This window comes from Blastocatellia bacterium (assembly GCA_025054955.1).
Lineage (GTDB): Bacteria > Acidobacteriota > Blastocatellia > HR10 > J050 > JANWZE01.
Map to the genome: position 1 here is coordinate 44,764 of JANWZE010000086.1, position 17,218 is coordinate 61,981.

The following is a 17,218-nucleotide window of genomic DNA, read 5'->3' on the forward strand; positions in this document are numbered from 1 at the left end:
ATGGAGAGTTGATCACGTGCTTCCCAGTTCTGTGCATCCTCGCGGTGAGAGAGCGGCGTTTGAGTCATGTCACACTCCGATGCGGACGGCCTCGCGGACTTGGCGCATTGTAGCTTCCGCTTCTTCACGCGCGCGACGCGAGCCTTCGATTAAAATCTGCGTGACGGCGTCCAGATTCTGCTCATACTGGCGACTCCGTTGGGCGATCGGTTCCAGACGCTGGATCACCGGCTCATAGAGTAGCTTCTTGCAATCAATGCACCCAATGCCGGCCCGCCGGCACTCGATGTTCACATGGGCGATTGTTTCTGGCGGACTATACAGATGGTGTAACGCGAAGACCGGACACACGTCTGGATTGCCCGGATCATGGCGTCGCACGCGGGCTGGATCGGTCACCATGGTGCGCAGTTTTTCCCAAATCTGCTCCGGCGGATCAGTGATCTTGATGTCATTGCGATAACTCTTACTCATGCGCCGCCCATCAGTGCCGACGACGCGCGGGTCGGGCGCCAGCATAGCCTCTGGTTCAGGGAAAATGGGCGAGTAGAAATGATTAAATCGCCGAGCGATTTCCCGTGTCAGCTCCAAGTGCGGCACTTGATCCTCGCCAACAGGCACGCATTCGCCTTTGTAAATCAAGATGTCGGCTGCCTGCAACACGGGATAACCAAGGAACGCATAGTTGTTGAGGTCCTTGTCCTTGATTTGCTCTTTCGCTTCCTTATAGGTTGGCACACGTTCCAGCCAGCCAAGCGGCGTGACTGCCGACAGCAGCAGGTGCAATTCAGCATGCTGCGGCACAAGCGACTGGACGAAGATCGTCGAGCGATTGGGGTCGAGTCCGGCGCCCAGCCAATCGCAGACCATCGCCAGTGTGTTAGCGCGGATTTGTGATGTATCAGCGTAATCGCTGGTCAGCGCGTGCCAGTCAGCCACGAAGAAAAAGCATTGATATTCGTCTTGCAGGTTGACCCAATTTTTCAGCACTGCTTCCAGGTGGCCCAAATGTAACTTACCAGTTGGTCGCATGCCGCTGACGACTCGTTTCATAGTGCTTGAACTCAGTTGAGGAAGTACCTGACCACAACGTAAGCGGGCAGGAAGAAGTATTGCAGCACCCCCGTGAGCATCAGCGCGTAGAGGATCAAAAATCCGTAGGGACGAATCTGATCCATCACCTGCGCAGCGTGATTAGGCAACAGGTGGTAAAGCACCCAGTGCCCATCCAGCGGAGGAATGGGGATGATGTTGAAGATAGCCAGCGCGATGTTCATCAGCAGGCCGATCTGCAACAGCTTGAATGTCGGTTCGGCCAAGCTGCCGAGCAGCCCGATGCTGGAATCGGCGTAAACCAGCAGCAGCTTCAGGATCACGAGGAACAACGCGGCCAGCAGCAAGTTGCTGCCAGGCCCAGCTAGGGAAATCAGCATGTGTCCCTTGCGCACATCGCGCAGATGCACGGGATTGACCGGCACCGGCTTGGCCCAGCCAATGAACGGCAGTCCGGTGAAGAAACCAAGAACAGGGAACAGCAGCGTTCCAATCGGATCAATGTGTGGAATCGGACTCAATGAAACACGACCCAGCAGGTAACCTGTGTCATCGCCCATTCGGTGGGCGACCCAGGCATGCGAGGCTTCATGAAATGACAACGATAGCAAGAGCATCGGGAAATACAGAATGAAATCACCAACATGTCGTTCCAAGGTGTCATGCCCCCATTTCGTTGAAGATGTCGAGTAAATAACCGCGAATTCCCAATGGCAAGCGATAGATCTCTCCTTCGGTAGAAGCCAGGATCATGTTGCCAGCATCGTCAAACACCAGCCCTACCAATGTTCGCCCACTGACAAACAGGGAGACGTCTCGCGCTGGTGTAATCCGAAAGATTCCGCGACGTCCACGCCAACTCGCAGCAACATACAGATTGCCGTCCGTGTCAAACGCCAAGCCTTGCGGGCGGCCCAGTCCGGTGAAGAACGGTTCGACAATCCCGTCAGGAGAGATGCGATAAATCGTTTCGTTGCTCGAAGCCGTTGGCCCGGTGACGTACAAGTGATCGTCAGGCCCAAACGCTAGATGGTAAGCCGAAACGCTCGGTTCCAATTCAACAAAGGTGCGCGCTTCCCCCATCTCGTTGACCTGAAAAATCACGCCCGTTCGGTCCCCGACATACAGCAGGCCCTGCCGATCAAATGCCAGACCGGTGGCCACGCCAAGGTCTTGCACGAATGGTTCTGCTTCCTTAAACGGTGAGATGCGATAAATCGTCCCATCATACCGGCTGGAGACGAACATCGTTCCATGAGGATCAAAGGCAATCCCCGTGGCATTCATAATATCGTGTAGGAACTCGCTTTTCTCGCCCATGGGCGAGATGCTATAGATGGAACATGGGGTTTTTTGTCCGCGACTGCCGCTATAGGTGACATACAGGTTGCCGCTCTCCGGATCGAATGCCGGGTTGGTCACCGGGTGCAATTGATCGGTCACAAACATGGCGACGGCGAAATAAACCGGGTCGCTCTGTTGGCCCCGCGCTTCGATGGTCAGCGAATCGGGATGGTCAAAGCTGCCGGTGATTTTTGGCACAGCGGCAATGATGCGATGGGGCGAGGCGCTGATGATCCGGCCTTCATGTTCACCGAACCATACGTGACACTGTTTGAAGTCACTCGTGTCAAAGTTTTCACAGGCGATGATAATTTCACCCTGCTGCACTCCCGCTGTTGGTGACACACTGCGAATGATCGGTCTCATACGTGATACTGAACAATGCCTATTGACCGGAGGGTTATACCATAACGATGTTCTTACTGGCTAGTGGGTCGTGAAACTTGCTTCGCATCAGCGCTGGTCAATACCTCCGTTGGCGCGTTGATTGAAACGTTTCAGCCTCATGAACCAGCCATCGCCGTTTTCCAGGATCACCGATCCGGTTGGCAGAAAGAAGCGGGAGGTGCGCGACGGGCTGGGCCGGTTGATCCGCGTGGACGAACCGAACGACAACGGTAATCTGGGCACGATCACAGCGCCAACGCAACCGGCGTATTAGAGCTACAACGTGCTGGACACGATGACACAGAGTAATCAGGGCGGGCAATTGCGCTCATTCCAGTTTGATGCGCTCATGCGCCTGACCAGCCAAACGACGCCGGAAGCGGGCACGGTCATCTATCAGTAGAACCATTTCAATCAGGTCACGCGCAAACGTGATGCGCGCGGCGTGGAAATGCATATCGAGTACGATGGTCGTAATCAGGTCAAGCGGGTGTTTTAGGCCGGTACAGGTGGCGGCCCGTTGCCTTCCGGTGTGATTGCGACAGGCGAAACCAATTACACTATTCAACGACAATTCCAGCACAGCTCATGCAAGTCAGCGACGAGCTTGGCACGGAGAGTTACAGCTATGATACACTTGGGCGCGTGACGTCGGTGACGCGGGGCATGGAGAACGTCAGCTACACGACGCAGTACGTGTAGGACGAAGCCAATCAACAGGTCGAGACGATTTACCCCAGTGGCCGGCGCGTCAAGAGGTTCCGCGACAGCGTGGGTCGGCTCACGCGGTGTGAAACGTGTCAACGCTGGTGGTGGCGTGATCAACACGTATGTGTCGAATGTGACGTATCAAGTGGGCACGGGGTTGGTGTCGCAGGTTGTGTTGGGGAACAACACGCGAGAAGAGTTCACCTTCAACAGCCAGCGCTTTCAGTTGACCAACAAGATAGCGGTCAAGACGAGCAACAATAGCACGCTGTTTGAGGTCAGTTACGGGTATGAGGCCTCAGCGGGGCAAGCTGGGCCGCAGGCTGGCAACGCTGGGCAGATCGTATGGATGTGGGACACGCAACAACCGGCGGAATGGTATGCCTACGACGCGCTGGGGCGATTGACAGATGAGATGGCCGCCGGCGTTCGTTACACGTATGACCGGTGGGGGAGAATCGCCTATGTGCTATCGCACGCCACGAGGCATAAGAATGCTTATTTTCGAAGGAGGCGTCGGCCACAGATTGCACCGATTGTCACCGAGAGAACCATCGGTGTGAATCTGTGCAATCTGGTACGCCAGGCCAAGCCTGGCCGATCTAGTCAACTGAGAGGTGTTGACCATGTCAATTGCTCGTACAACATAGCCCACCAAGCGTGAGTCGGAGTAATCCGGCTGGCGGAGCCTTGGGCGGCGAACCGGCGAGCCGTAGCGAGAGCGAACCCAGTACGGCCTCGTTACACGACATGAGCGTGGCCAGTCTGCCGGGTAAGCTGAAGCCTGCCATCGGCGGGGAAGAAACGAGCGTGAGCACCCGTCGGACGCTCCGGGGTGAGAGGGGACAGCGCGCGGGGATAGATCGGTCGAGGAACCTGGGAGACCCGCCTGAGTGGGGCCGATGGCCCGCCCGTCGGCAGGGAAGAGATAACCTGCCGGAGGACTCGGGACGCGAGTCGGACAGGCCCCTAGGAGCGAGGAAGCGAGTCAGGATCGTGGAGCGAAGGGGTCTGACCGGAAAGACGTTTCTGTAAGAGGAGGAGAAAGCCGCTTGGATAAAGAGATCAATCCCACTACGGAGGAACCGGGGGCGATCCCAGGGGATGGCCTGCCGGTGAAACTTTCTCAACTGAGACAGAAGCTGGGCCAGAAAGCCAAGCAGGGGCTCACTGGCGAGCATTTCCGGGAGAGCCGGATGCGGGAAATCCGCACGTCCGGTTCGACGAGGGGGGAGTGGGCCGTGTCACTTGGTGGCATCGCTCATTCTCCTACTCTACTGGCTATTTTCAGAGGAGTTGTTCATGTCGTGCGGGACGACGCCCAGAAACGATGAAAAACGCCACAGGCGGGAACGCCTGCGCCACTTTTTCTGACGAGAAAGCGCCGTCGCCGCTTCGCTCTGCCGGCGCACTCCAAGATAAAGTCGGGAATCGCCCATCTGCTCCGCGCTCACCAGGAACGATGAAAATACAATTCTTTCGTGAGGTTCGTGTGTTTCGTGGGCGATTTTTAGAGGAGACTATGTGCATTTGGCTGGGGAACATTGTGTCCACTTGGCTGAAGAGCACTATGTGCAGTTGGCTGGGAGCACTGTGTGCAGTTGGCTGGGGGCACCACGTGCGCTTGGCTGCCGATCTTTCGCTAGTGAGCCGGCCCTTCCTTTTCATTCGCTTGCTTGCCTTGCGCCGATGGATATACAATGCCCACTCTCGGCAAGATTGGTAGCTCAATCACACGGCGGCGCTAACGAGTCTGTTTTTCACAATTCGCTCGTGGTAAGCATCAGCAAGCGGAGGCTGCTCTCTGACACGTAGCCCTTCTGGGTCAGGCCAATGATGAGCGGCAATCTCGATCCGAACTCAATCGGAAGAGTTGCTCGCTTTTGCTCTTTGGCCGAGATGAACGATGAATGAAGCGTCGTAGGTTTGTGCGTGGGTATCGAAATTGGCCATGAACTTTGAAACTCTATTCGTCATAGCGGTATTGCTGCTGGCCGTTGTTTTGTTTGTCACGGAAAAGCTGTCTGTTGATCTCGTTAGCCTGCTCGTGATGGCCCTGCTTTTACTGAGCGGCATTATCACACCGGCAGAAGGGCTTTCAGGCTTTAGCAACGCAGCCACGATCACCGTCGGCGCAATGTTTGTGCTGAGCGCAGGATTGTTTCGAACCGGCGCCGTCAACTCGCTCGGCGTGTTTGTCAGTCAGGTTTTCCAAAAAAATTTTTTGATCGCCATGCTCGCGGTGATGGTGCTGGTCGGGCTGCTGTCAGCGTTTATCAATAACACGCCGGTGATCGCGATTTTTCTGCCAATCCTTTTGGGCGTGGCCAAAGAGATGCACATCAGCGCGTCGAAGATTTTAATGCCGATTTCATTTGCTTCGATGTTCGGCGGCGTGTGTACCCTGATTGGGACTTCGACCAACATCCTGGTCAGCTCAATCGCCGAGAGTCATGGGCTTGCGCCGTTTTCGATGTTCGAGTTGACGCCGCTCGGCTTGATCATGTTCATCGTCGGCGCTACCTACATGCTGTTGGTCGGCATTCGACTCATTCCCAATCGGCGCGGGGAAGGGGATTTGACCGAAGCGTTTTCGTTGAACGAATACCTGACGGAAATCGTGCTGTTGCCCGATGGGCCGTCGGTCGGGCAACCCATAAAAGACACGCCGCTCGTTCATGATTTGGATATTACGATTGTGCAAATTCGCCGCGACAGCGTGGTGATCCATCAGCCCACTGGCGACGTGCCACTGCGCGCTGGCGATGTGTTGCTCGTCCGTTGCAATCTGGAAAAGATTCGCGCATTGCAGGAACGCGAAGGCATCAAACTCAAACCGGAAGCGAAGTGGGACGACGAACACCTCATGTCAGATGAGTACCGACTGCTCGAAGTTGTGGTTGCTCCCAATTCCCCGCTGGTAGGCAGCACACTGCAACGCTCCAACTTCCGCGAGAACTACGGTGGAACGGTGCTGGCGATCAGGCATCACCAGCAATTGTTGCGGGAAAAAATTTCCGACACCGTGTTGCGTGCCGGCGATGTTTTGTTGGTGGCCATCCATCGCGCGCGACTCAATGCGTTCAAGCGAAGCGGGCATTTTATTACGGTCAGCGAGCAGCAGACAGTCGAGTTTCGCCGCGATAAAAGCATTGTGGCGGTCGCCATTGTGTTTGGCGTTGTGTTAGCCGCCACGGTGAAGTTGTCGCCAATCGTCGTGGCGGCTGTCAGCGGCGCGATTCTCCTGGTGTTGCTTGGCTGTCTCACGATGGAGGAAGCCTATCAGGCAATTGAATGGAGAATTCTTTTCCTGCTGGCCGGCGTTTTGTCGTTAGGGACGGCCCTGGAAAAGACCGGCGCTGCCCAGCTCATCTCGTCATACCTTGTTTCGACGGTTGGCGATCTTGGATTGGTCGCACTGGTCTCGGCGTTTTATTTGCTGACATCGCTGCTGACCGAAACTATGTCGAACAACGCCACGGCGGCGCTGCTGGCCCCGATTGCGATTTCAACAGCCGCAGCCTTGGATGTCAATCCGCGTCCGTTTCTGATGGCGATCACATTTGCCGCCTCGGCCAGTTTCATGACGCCGGTTGGCTATCAAACCAACACGATGATCTACGGACCCGGACAATACAAATTCATTGATTTTGTCAAAGTCGGAGGGCCGCTCAATCTGCTGTTTTGGCTCTTGGCGACGCTTTTGATTCCGCTGATCTGGCCGTTCTAGTCGTTGATCAGGTGGTCGGATTGAAGCCGTGAGTTTCGGCAAGAGCACCTGTCAGCCTCCGGTTGGTTGCACGTTTGGGCGCTTGGAAATCGCTCAAAGGCGCAGCTAACATTCCGTAATCTCTAGCCGGTGTGTTACCATTTGCTGGCGGCACGGGTTTATGAGCGATGCAAGGCAGGGGCATAGCCTGTGCCGACATCGAAGGAGTGGAGGCAAGGATGAGCGTCAATGTGTCTATTATGCAATTGGTCGAAGACATGGGGAGATTGTTGGGTGGTGAGCATACGAATCAGAGCGTGACAAGTTACCTGCGGGATCATCCCGTCATACTGGCATCGCTGGAGCCATATATTCGTTTCAATGAACGCACCTATACGCGTAATCTAATTCATAAAGACAATCTCTTTGAAGCGGTTCTGCTGTGTTGGGAACCAGGGCAGCGTTCGATGGTTCACCGACATCGTGATCAAGTGGGGTGGTTGACGGTCATTCAAGGTCAATTGACCATTATCACCTTCATCAAACTCCGAAGTGGAGCTGTTGAGCAGCATGAACCGGACATCAACTGGAGTCCAATCAATTCGGTTTATTTGAAAGAGACGCACCGTTACACTATATCAGCCGGCGAAGTATTTCAAGAAGTGAATGAGCCAGAAACGATCCATCGGACGGAAAATACCGGTTCGCAACAAGCGATCAGCTTACATATCTGTACGCATCCGTCCGAGACGTCGGTGATCTACGACGTTGAGAATCATCGTTGCCGAACCGTTCGCATGGGGTATGTGTGATTGGCAGTCGAGTTGATGACATGAGGGGAATGGATGCAACAGAATGACGTCTGGCCGTATCAAGTGCTTGCCGTCAGTGAGGTGAATCGAGTATGAGCAAACGCAATCAGCGCATAGCCTGGCCTATCGTCGCAGTGTTATCGGTGATGCTCAGTGTCAGTTCGACGATGGGCATGCAACAGCCCAAAGGCCGGATTTCCGGCACCGTCGTCTCAGACCGGGGGCGACCGGTCAAGTTTGCCACCGTGCAACTGTATTTGGAGTCGCCGTCCACGCATGGCGAGGCCACTCCCAGTACGGTGACCGACCGAAAAGGCAAATTCGTGCTAGATAATCTGCGGCCCGGTGTCTATCGCCTGCAAGTCTATCAAGTGGGATACCTCGGCACTCAATCCGGGGGCGACTCCTCCATGCAGCTCACGCTGGAGGAAGGGCAAGAGATCACCGACCTACACATCGAGCTGACCAGCGGCGGCGCCATCACCGGCAAAGTGACCGATGAAGACGGTGATCCGCTCGTCAATGTATCGGTCACCGCGTGGCAAAAAGATCAACAGGGCTACCTGCGCCAGGTCAATCAAGCACAAACGGACGATCGCGGTGTCTACCGCATTTTCGGACTGCCGGCAGGTGAATACGTGATGAGTTGTCATGTGCCGCAGAATATGAGTCGGCAGGCGTCTTACGGCGTGCTCTATTATCCCGACGCGATCCTGCAGAAAGAAGCGACCGTGCTTTCATTGAGCAGCGGCAGTGAATTAACAGGCATTGATTTTCAACTCCAATCCAATCGTGGCGTGACGTTGACCGGCAAGGTGACCATCGGCTCGTCAGGTCAGCCGGTCGCCGGTCTTCATCTCACGCTGTATGGCGAGCAGCTCTCGTTGAGCACAATGACCGGACCTGACGGCCAGTATGAATTCACTGATCTGCCGCCCGGACGGTTCTACTTGCAGAGTTTTCCCACCACACAGAACGTCACGCCGATCCAACAACAAATAAACGTCGCCTCCAAAGGGACAGTCCAACATGACATTCAATTGCCGGAAGGCGGCCAGATTGTTGGTCGCATCGAGCTGATCGGTGGCCGTCCCATCAGTCACCCCGATCAGATTTATGCCACCATTGAACTAACGCCGACCAATCCACAGGTACCATCGGGCATTGGTTCGCTGCGGATCAAGATCGAGCCTGATGGAACGTTTATCCTCGGCGGGCTGCCATCGGCCCGCGTGCGGTTTACAGCGCAGGCCATCAATCACAGGTACTTCTTGCAAGGCGTCTATCGTGGGGACGTCGAATTGCCGCGCAACGAGGTGTTGGTGGAAGCCGGCAAGAAGCTTTCTAATATTCGGTTGGTCTTTTCCGACCAGGTCGGAACTGTTCGCGGCCATGTTCGTCAGTCTGATGGGCAGTCTACGTCGTATCAGGTGATCTTGGTTCCCGCCGATCCTGCATTGTGGGCCGATCAGCGAAACTATCGCTTCGGCTGGAGCGATGGTCAGCAACCGTTTCATATCGAAGGCGTGCCTGCCGGTCGCTACTTAGTCTTCACGATTGATGGCACGGTCGGATTCGGCGGCGAATCCTGGGTACGGAAATACCGTTCGCGGGCCGGCGACCTCAGCGTGCGGGCTGGAGAAATTGAGGACATCGAAGTCACGCCCCTGGAGATACACAAGCGGTGACGGCTTGGTGCTGCGCATCGTCGCCGAGAGACGCAAGCTGCTGAAGCCGTCGAGTTGGACAACAAGCGGTGACGGCTTGGTGCTGCACATCGTCGCCCAGAGCCTCGGCGCTTGATGGATATTGGCCGAGACCTCACTTTGACAAGCTCCTGACGCATCATTACAATCTGGCCTTCTTTTTTATGCCGTTATTCAAACGAAAGGAACGACTGCAACGCATTGAGCCGTCACACGAGCGCACGGTGAAGACCGAAGGTGTCTTCATCAAGTGTGAAGGTTGTCAGGCCATCCTCTACCGCAAAGATGTGGAGGAGAACCTGCGCGTGTGCACCAAATGCGGGTATCACTTCAAGGTGAGCGCACGACAACGCTTGGCTATGTTGTTTGACGCGGGTCAATACGTTGAACTCAACAGCAACTTGGCTTCCACCGACCCGCTTAAGTTTGTTGACAAAAAGAGCTATCGGCAGCGGCTCGCAGAGATGCAAAAAAGCGTCGGCTTACTGGATGCCGTCATTACCGGCGAAGGGCGGGTTGGCGGCTATCGGACGATTATCTCAGCCATGGAATATAACTTCATTGGCGGCAGCATGGGCTCGGTTGTTGGCGAGAACATCACACGGGCGATTGAGTCAGCGATTGAACGGCGCGCGGCGCTGATCATCGTCTCCTGCTCAGGCGGCGCTCGCATGATGGAAGGTGTGTATAGCCTGATGCAACTGGCCAAAATTTCTGCCGCCTTAGCTCGGCTCGATGAGGCACGATTGCCCTACATCTCGGTGCTGACAGACCCGACCACCGGCGGCGTCACTGCCAGCTTTGCCATGTTAGGTGATTTGAATATTGCTGAGCCGGGCGCGCTGATTGGGTTTGCCGGACCGCGCGTCATCGAACAGACGATCCGCCAGAAACTCCCCGAAGGCTTTCAACGCGCCGAGTTTTTGCTGAAGCACGGCATGCTCGATGCAGTCGTCAAACGTCAGGAACTACGCTCCTACCTGATTCAGGCGCTCGGCTTCATGATGGATGGGCGGCCGTGAACTATCAGCAAATCGTTGACTATTTGATTCGACGTGGCAACGAGCTTGTCACGGCCGATTTTCGCCTGGAGCGCATGCAGCGGTTGTTAACCTGCTTAGGTCAACCGCAGGACGCTGTGCCCTCGATCATCGTTGCCGGCACAAACGGCAAAGGTTCTGTCTCAGCCATGATGGAATCGGTGCTGCGCCAGGCTGGATGGCGAACGGGATTATACACATCGCCTCATCTGGTCAGCATCTGCGAGCGCATTCAAGTGGGTGGCCGACTCATTACGCCGGAAGAGTTTGCCGCGCACGCATCGCGTGTGTGGGAGGTTGGCTCAACGTTAGTCTCGCGCGGTGAATTGAGTTCGATGCCGACTTTCTTTGAACACGTGACGGCGGTGGGCTTTTTACATTTTTGCCAACAGCGTGTAGACGTTGCCGTGTTGGAAGTGGGTTTGGGCGGCCGGCTTGATGCCACGAACGTCGCTCCTTCATTCATGGCTCTGATCAGTCAGATTGATTTCGATCATCAAGACATTTTGGGGGACACGATTGAGGCCATTGCCAGAGAGAAGAGTGGCGTCATCAAAAATTCGACGAAGGCTGTCGTCGTCGCGCCGCAGCGGCCGGCCGCCAGCTCAGTCATCGAGCAACGTTGTCAACTGTTTGGGCTCCAGCCTCAATGGACACAGCATCTCAGAGAGCGTGTCTGTGTGGATCAAATTGACGCCGATGGGTGTGTCCGGTTCAGTCTTCGCACCGACGAGCGCGAGTATCGCGGCATTCGATTGAGCCTGCCGGGCGATCATCAGATTGAGAACGCCGTTGTGGTGATTCGCGCCGCTGAGATGCTGAACCAATTAGGAATTTGCGTGCCCGCGGATGCCGTGATTGCTGGTTTGCAAGTAGTGCAGTGGCCTGGACGGTTGGAGTGGCTCGTCCCATTTCAATCCTCAACAGACGCCGGACTGAACGGCGGGCGTCGCGCTTCATCCAATGGCGGTCGAGGCCGACCTGCGATTCTGCTGGACGGCGCTCATAATCGAGCCGGCGCGGTGGCGCTGCGCAGCTTCTTAGAGCGTTTCTTGTCTGTGCCCATCACCTTTGTGTTCGGCGTGATGCGCGATAAACAGATTGCAGAGATGGCTCAACTGCTATTTCCGCCGGCACGCCATGTGATCTTGACGCGTGTGGAGAATGAGCGGTCGGCAGACCCAGATGAGATTGAGCCGCTTGTATCGCCGTTTTGCCGCCACGTTCTGACCACGCGAACTGTTGAGCAGGCGATGCGGCAGGCGCTAGCTCTGACGCCACCCAATGGCCTGATTTGTGTGGCCGGTTCACTCTATCTGGTTGGCGCCGTCAAACAGCTCTGGCCAACGGTCAGTCGCCGACTCGCGGCCATTGGCCGTTCATCGCCGGCGCTCGCCCCTCATGTGTCTGAAGTCTAATGGCAGGAGGGAGGAGTCAGGAGTCAGAAGCCAGGAGTCAGGGGTTAGAAGACAGAAGGCAGAAGGTAGGGGTCGGGAAGCAGGAGCCTGAAGGCAGGAGGCAGAAATCTGAGGTGTGAAGTCCGAAGATGATGACGAAACCGCCTCGATTACAACTGGGCAACACTATCGGCGTTGTCGCTCCAGCCAGCAATATCCAGCCGGCGCTATTGGAGGCTGGCATCCGCGAATTGGAGCGATTGGGGTTCCGGACAAAATTTTTCGATTCCATCTTCGATAAATGGCGGTATACGGCTGGCTCGGACGAGCGGCGCGCAGGAGAGTTGAACGCGATGTTTGCTGATCCTGACGTCAACGCCATCATTGCGGCGCGAGGCGGGTATGGTACAGTGCGGTTGTTGCCCTTGCTGGATCGGGATGTGATTCGGGCCAATCCCAAAATTTTCATGGGCTACAGCGACATCAGCACGTTATTGATCTACTTTCAGCGCATGTTCCATTGGGTTACGTTTCATGGGCCGATGATCACACGTGAATTTGCCGGCGGCAGCCCTTATTACGATGGGGATTTGCTGGATCGCGTGCTATGTCGCGCCGAGCCTGCCGGTAACGTTGATACAAGCGGCACACAGATTCTGCGCGGCGGCATAGCGCAAGGCCGACTCGTTGGCGGCTGCTTGCCGATGGTCACATGTAGCCTGGCAACAGAATACGAGCTTGATACCCGCGATACGATTTTGTTTCTCGAAGATTATGCCTCCAAGCCATATCAAATTGACCGCATGCTGACCCATTTGCGACTAGCTGGCAAATTGGAGCACGTGCGCGGGCTGATCTTCGGTGAGATGACCGATTGCGTGCAGCATCCTGACCAAGGTTATACCATCATTGAGGTGATTCACTCGTGCCTTGAAGGATTGTCTGTGCCGGTCCTGTTTGGCTTGCGCTCCGGACATAGCGACGTGGGTAATCTGGTACTGCCCTTGGGCGTTCAGGTGCGACTGGATTGTTCAGGCGCGCAGGCTGTGCTCTCCATCGAAGAAGCGGCTGTCAGTTGAGGAGAGGTATGACGAAACTATGGGGCGGACGATTCACCGGCCACACTGATGAACAATTCGCGCGGTTCAATGCTTCTTTTCGATTTGATCGGCGGCTGTTCGTTGCCGACGTTCGCGCAAGCTTGGCCTATGCCGAGGCGTTGCGACAGGCCGGCGTGTTGACCGATGAAGACGCCGGCAAGATTCGGACCGGTTTAGAGGTCATCCTTCAACGGGGCCAGAACGAACCGCAATGGATTGACGCAGGCATCGAGCAGGGCGTCGAGGATGTGCACAGCTTCGTTGAAGCTGAGCTGGTGAAATTGGTCGGCGAGGTCGGTTACAAGCTGCACACCGGGCGCAGCCGAAATGATCAAGTTGCCACTGATCTGCGACTCTATTTGAGAGAGGCAATTGATGAGGCGCAAGCGCAGCTCCGAAACTTACAGCAAGCGCTAATAGCGTTGGCCGAAGCGCATAAGGATGTGGCCATCGCCGGTTACACGCATTTGCAGAAAGCGCAGCCGGTGCTGTTGGCGCATTACTGGCTCGCCTATTTTGAAATGTTCGCGCGTGACCGGCAACGGCTTGCCGATGCGCGCACGCGCGTGAATGTGTTGCCGCTCGGTTCAGGCGCATTGGCCGGGACCAATTATCCGATTGATCGGCAATTGCTGGCACGGCTGCTGGAGTTTGGTGAGATTTCTCGCAACAGCCTGGATGCCGTCAGCGACCGGGACTTCGTCATCGAGTTTATCGGCGCAGCGGCGCTCATCATGATGCACCTGAGCCGATTGTCTGAGGATTTGATCCTCTACTCGACAGCGGAGTTTGGGTTCATCGAACTTGGCGACACAGTGGCCACCGGCTCTTCGCTCATGCCGCAGAAAAAGAACCCGGACGCGCTGGAGCTGATTCGCGGCAAGGCCGGTCGCATCTTTGGCCATCACGTCGCATTACTCACAGTCATGAAAGGACTGCCGCTCAGCTACAATAAAGACCTTCAAGAAGACAAGGAGCCGCTCTTTGATACGATTGATACAGTGACAGACTGCTTGTCAGTGATGAGAACAGTTTTGGATAGCATCAAAATTCACCCGGAGCGCATGATTGCCGCTGCGAGCCGAGATTACCTGAACGCGACCGAGCTGGCTGACTATCTCGTGCGCAAAGGCATACCATTTCGCCAAGCGCATGAGTTGGTCGGGCGAGTCATTCTGTCTGCCTTGGAGCAGGGCAAACAGCTTGACGAAATTTCACTGGACGAGTACAGGCAATTTTCCTCGCTATTTGACGACGATGTGTATCAAGTTCTGTCACTCGATGCTGTGCTGGCCGGCAAGGCTGTAGCGGGCGGCACAGCTCCAGAACGTGTGACCGAAGCTGTGGAGGAAGCCAAACGGCGCTTGAGTCAGTAGCTCGATCCATCGAGAGCCTTCTGCCCTCTCTGTGCTCTCCGTGACCATTTTCAGCGAAGGAACTAAAGAATCCGGATGTTATCCACCGAAGTCACCTCGCAAGATTCTATCTTCGAGAGCATGCTCTAGAGCGATTTGTGAATGAGTTTACCCTAGGGCGCGCGCTCGCAGCGTGCGTCAGCCCGCAACAAGATGCGGGGCAACCAGGCTAAATGCAATTGAAAATCGCTCTACGTAACGTGACAAAAGTTGGTGGCGTTATTGGAGTGCTGCGGAAAGAGGTCTCAGGCATTGAAGTATCCCGGCAGGATGAGAGCATGCGGGAAGCAGTGATATGAGGCTAAGTAACTTGACAAAAGTTAGTGGCGTTTTTGGAGTGCTGCGACGTGTCGCAGCTTTCGCCGGAAAGCGGTGACACCTCACCGCACGCCAAAACGTCCCGTCCCCCCAAAATGTCCCAGAGCGTTTGTCCACCTACTTAGAGCGATTTTCAGTTGCGTTTAGCTGGGGCCCCACATCTTGCGGACTAATGCATGTTGGAACCGTGCGTTCCCCAGGGTAAACTCATTCACAAACCGCTCTAAGCTCGTGGAGTTTGGATAGAACGCGGATGCGGCGGATGCGGCGGATTTTCACGGATTGATCCGCGTTGATCAGCCGAATCCGTGTCATCCATGTTCCGTGAGCTTCTTATTAACTTCTAGCGATCTTCCATTGCCTTTACCCGGGCAGCGCCGGCCTGCGGGCTCATGCACGCTGCAAGTGCGCGCCCCAGGGTAGATTGATTCGCAAACCGCTCTAGTGTGGCTCGTACAGCGCGGTCGAAACAGTTGAGTGGGCTAATCCAATTTCGTGATAGATGGGGTGAGCCTACCCTTCCATGCGCAAGTGGAGGCGGTTGTTTTGTTGTTCTGAGACGTGCGCGTTTGTGGCCAGTGATCGGAGAGCTTGAACAAGCCAGTGAAAGAACGGGCGGCGCTGTTGAAGGCGTGAGGAATTGAGGATGATAGCTCCGCGAGGTTGCACGTCTGGCTACCTTCTGGTGGACGGCTACTGCTGCCGCCGCCGAAGTAAATCCCGAGTGAATATCTCAGGTTGTCGCTCAGTCAGTCTGAGCTGACTGAGCGGGGATGTGCGATCCTCACTCGCCATTTGACATGATCCGTGTCCTTCAACAAACGTGCCCGGCACGTCCCGATTCAAGCGCTGAAAAGGGCTCCAGTCAATATGCGTGAGTGCGACTACGGAATCCAGCGTGGAAGGGTCGCACTGCTCCAGGACTTCAACCGCTTCAGGGTTGGGCTGGAAGGTACTGCCCATCCGGTGGCGTTGTCACCGGCCATTAACTCAGTCCCCTTCGGGGATCCGAGCCAGTCGTCTGCGGGAACAGGCAGAGTGGCGTGTCACCGGCCATTGACTCGGTTCCCTATGGGGACTCCTTCTACCATAGGCGGTTGGCTTCATCAAACATCGCCTTTCTCCGGACTATTGGTATCAGTCACGTTTTCCTTGTTGATCATTGTGCCCATGCCCAGAGGTTGCTTGGCGAAGCACAATTCTACAATCTCACGCTCCCTACGACGTGATCATCGTGCCCATGCCTTCGTCGGTGAAGACTTCTTGCAGCAGCGCATTGCGTCGAGAGCCGTTGATGATATGCGCGCTTTTGACGCCTCGACGCAGCAGCGAAATGACCGATGCCAGCTTCGGAATCATGCCCGCGCCAATGCACGCTGACTCGACCAGTTGTTCAGCTTCGGCCAGCGTCAATCGCGAAATCTTACTATGTGGGTCGTTCACGTCACGATAAATCCCATCCACGTTCGTCATGTTGACGAGCTTTTCCGCCTGAAGCGAGACGGCAATTTCAGCCGCAATGGTATCAGCATTGATGTTGTAGACATTCCCTTCATCGTCAGCGCCGAGCGATGAGATGACAGGGACATAGCCATGATTGAGTAAGAGTCGAAGTAACTGCGCGTCAATCTCGACTATGTCTCCCACATGACCGTAATCTACCAGTTGAACGGCGCCCGTTTCGCGGTTGACGATCCGTTGAATCTCGCGGCGCCGCGCGCGAATAATGTTGCCATCGAGCCCGGAGAGCCCGACCGTTGGCACGCCCAGCCGACGCAGCACCGATAAGATGTCTGTGTTGATCTTGCCAGCGAAGACCATCTTCGCAATTTCCAATGTGCTGCTATCAGTGATGCGGCGACCATTGATGATGGTTTGAGGCACGCCGAGCCGTTCAGCCAGTTCGGTCAGTTGCTTGCCGCCGCCATGCACCACGAGCATGCGGAAGCCGACCTGATGGCACAGCGCAATCTCTTCGGCCAACGATTCGAGAATGCTCGGCTCTTCGGTGACATGCCCGCTCAGTTTAATGACAAACGTCTTTCCTTTGAATCGTTGGATATAGGGAAGCGCTTCCCGGAGCAGATCAAGTTGTTTGCTATCCATACAACCTCGATGATCGGTGGTGAGTTGCTGCGCCGAACGCTGTCGCACGATACGCGAAAGCATCCCGCTCGTGAGCGATCCGGCCGATGGTCAGTTGTGCGCGCTCCATGCTGAGGCCACCGT

Annotated in this window: 15 protein-coding genes; 11 read left to right on the plus strand and 4 right to left on the minus strand. The window is 55.7% G+C overall.

What is annotated here, in order from left to right; translation table 11 throughout:
• Nucleotides 1-69: 69 nt before the first annotated feature.
• Genes trpS through NZ823_11375 form a run of 3 tightly spaced genes read right to left on the minus strand, consistent with a single transcriptional unit; the run spans nucleotide 70 to nucleotide 2,763 of the window.
• Entirely contained in the window at nucleotides 70-1,053 is a 984-nt protein-coding gene (gene trpS, locus NZ823_11365; GenBank protein ID MCS6805724.1) for a tryptophan--tRNA ligase, read from the minus strand.
• An 11-nt stretch (nucleotides 1,054-1,064) separates the two neighbouring features.
• Complete coding sequence (locus NZ823_11370) at nucleotides 1,065-1,709, minus strand: site-2 protease family protein (protein MCS6805725.1); 645 nt, start codon at nucleotides 1,707-1,709, stop codon at nucleotides 1,065-1,067.
• Between the two features lie 4 nt (nucleotides 1,710-1,713).
• On the minus strand, nucleotides 1,714-2,763 hold the full coding sequence (locus NZ823_11375; GenBank protein ID MCS6805726.1) for a gluconolaconase: 1,050 nt from the start codon (nucleotides 2,761-2,763) through the stop codon (nucleotides 1,714-1,716).
• A 139-nt stretch (nucleotides 2,764-2,902) separates the two neighbouring features.
• Here NZ823_11375 and NZ823_11380 point away from each other — a divergent pair, with 139 nt between their 5' ends.
• The 11 genes from NZ823_11380 to argH all read left to right on the plus strand — a co-directional run bounded on the left by NZ823_11380 (nucleotide 2,903) and on the right by argH (nucleotide 14,632).
• The gene (locus NZ823_11380; protein MCS6805727.1) at nucleotides 2,903-3,058 is read left to right on the plus strand and encodes a hypothetical protein; all 156 of its coding nucleotides are present in this window, start codon (nucleotides 2,903-2,905) and stop codon (nucleotides 3,056-3,058) included.
• Between the two features lie 314 nt (nucleotides 3,059-3,372).
• Nucleotides 3,373-3,486, plus strand: a complete 114-nt coding sequence (locus tag NZ823_11385; protein MCS6805728.1) for a hypothetical protein — start codon at nucleotides 3,373-3,375, stop codon at nucleotides 3,484-3,486.
• An 88-nt stretch (nucleotides 3,487-3,574) separates the two neighbouring features.
• Nucleotides 3,575-4,156 carry a hypothetical protein gene (locus tag NZ823_11390; protein ID MCS6805729.1) on the plus strand — a complete coding sequence of 194 codons (582 nt, stop codon included), beginning with the start codon at nucleotides 3,575-3,577 and terminating at the stop codon, nucleotides 4,154-4,156.
• Nucleotides 4,157-4,544: 388 nt separating this feature from the next.
• Nucleotides 4,545-4,826 (plus strand): hypothetical protein, encoded by a 282-nt coding sequence (locus NZ823_11395; protein MCS6805730.1) that lies wholly within the window; start codon nucleotides 4,545-4,547, stop codon nucleotides 4,824-4,826.
• Nucleotides 4,827-5,443: 617 nt separating this feature from the next.
• Nucleotides 5,444-7,222: an SLC13 family permease gene (locus tag NZ823_11400; protein ID MCS6805731.1), complete on the plus strand. Its 1,779-nt coding sequence runs from the start codon at nucleotides 5,444-5,446 to the stop codon at nucleotides 7,220-7,222.
• A gap of 218 nt (nucleotides 7,223-7,440) precedes the next feature.
• Complete coding sequence (locus NZ823_11405) at nucleotides 7,441-8,013, plus strand: cysteine dioxygenase family protein (protein ID MCS6805732.1); 573 nt, start codon at nucleotides 7,441-7,443, stop codon at nucleotides 8,011-8,013.
• 92 nt (nucleotides 8,014-8,105) lie between these two features.
• A complete protein-coding gene (locus NZ823_11410) occupies nucleotides 8,106-9,701 on the plus strand; it encodes a carboxypeptidase-like regulatory domain-containing protein (protein MCS6805733.1) in 1,596 nt (531 codons plus the stop codon).
• 182 nt (nucleotides 9,702-9,883) lie between these two features.
• Complete coding sequence (accD, locus tag NZ823_11415; GenBank protein ID MCS6805734.1) at nucleotides 9,884-10,741, plus strand: acetyl-CoA carboxylase, carboxyltransferase subunit beta; 858 nt, start codon at nucleotides 9,884-9,886, stop codon at nucleotides 10,739-10,741.
• Entirely contained in the window at nucleotides 10,738-12,177 is a 1,440-nt protein-coding gene (locus NZ823_11420; GenBank protein ID MCS6805735.1) for a bifunctional folylpolyglutamate synthase/dihydrofolate synthase, read from the plus strand. The genes accD and NZ823_11420 overlap by 4 nt, the downstream gene beginning before the upstream one ends.
• 128 nt (nucleotides 12,178-12,305) lie before the next feature.
• Nucleotides 12,306-13,235, plus strand: a complete 930-nt coding sequence (locus NZ823_11425; protein ID MCS6805736.1) for an LD-carboxypeptidase — start codon at nucleotides 12,306-12,308, stop codon at nucleotides 13,233-13,235.
• Nucleotides 13,236-13,243: 8 nt separating this feature from the next.
• Entirely contained in the window at nucleotides 13,244-14,632 is a 1,389-nt protein-coding gene (gene argH / locus NZ823_11430) for an argininosuccinate lyase (GenBank protein ID MCS6805737.1), read from the plus strand.
• Between the two features lie 1,575 nt (nucleotides 14,633-16,207).
• Here the strand turns inward: argH and argB are convergent.
• Complete coding sequence (gene argB, locus NZ823_11435) at nucleotides 16,208-17,095, minus strand: acetylglutamate kinase (GenBank protein MCS6805738.1); 888 nt, start codon at nucleotides 17,093-17,095, stop codon at nucleotides 16,208-16,210.
• Nucleotides 17,096-17,218 lie beyond the last annotated feature (123 nt).

Excerpts from the sequence above, each read along its gene's own strand:
- trpS (MCS6805724.1), bottom strand. The coding sequence starts at position 1,053 with ATGAAACGAGTCGTCAGCGGCATGCGACCAACTGGTAAGTTACATTTG.
- NZ823_11375 (MCS6805726.1), bottom strand. The coding sequence starts at position 2,763 with ATGAGACCGATCATTCGCAGTGTGTCACCAACAGCGGGAGTGCAGCAG.
- NZ823_11380 (MCS6805727.1), top strand. The coding sequence starts at position 2,903 with ATGAACCAGCCATCGCCGTTTTCCAGGATCACCGATCCGGTTGGCAGA.
- NZ823_11385 (MCS6805728.1), top strand. The coding sequence starts at position 3,373 with ATGCAAGTCAGCGACGAGCTTGGCACGGAGAGTTACAGCTATGATACA.
- NZ823_11400 (MCS6805731.1), top strand. The coding sequence starts at position 5,444 with ATGAACTTTGAAACTCTATTCGTCATAGCGGTATTGCTGCTGGCCGTT.
- NZ823_11405 (MCS6805732.1), top strand. The coding sequence starts at position 7,441 with ATGAGCGTCAATGTGTCTATTATGCAATTGGTCGAAGACATGGGGAGA.
- NZ823_11410 (MCS6805733.1), top strand. The coding sequence starts at position 8,106 with ATGAGCAAACGCAATCAGCGCATAGCCTGGCCTATCGTCGCAGTGTTA.
- accD (MCS6805734.1), top strand. The coding sequence starts at position 9,884 with ATGCCGTTATTCAAACGAAAGGAACGACTGCAACGCATTGAGCCGTCA.
- NZ823_11425 (MCS6805736.1), top strand. The coding sequence starts at position 12,306 with ATGATGACGAAACCGCCTCGATTACAACTGGGCAACACTATCGGCGTT.
- argH (MCS6805737.1), top strand. The coding sequence starts at position 13,244 with ATGACGAAACTATGGGGCGGACGATTCACCGGCCACACTGATGAACAA.
- argB (MCS6805738.1), bottom strand. The coding sequence starts at position 17,095 with ATGGATAGCAAACAACTTGATCTGCTCCGGGAAGCGCTTCCCTATATC.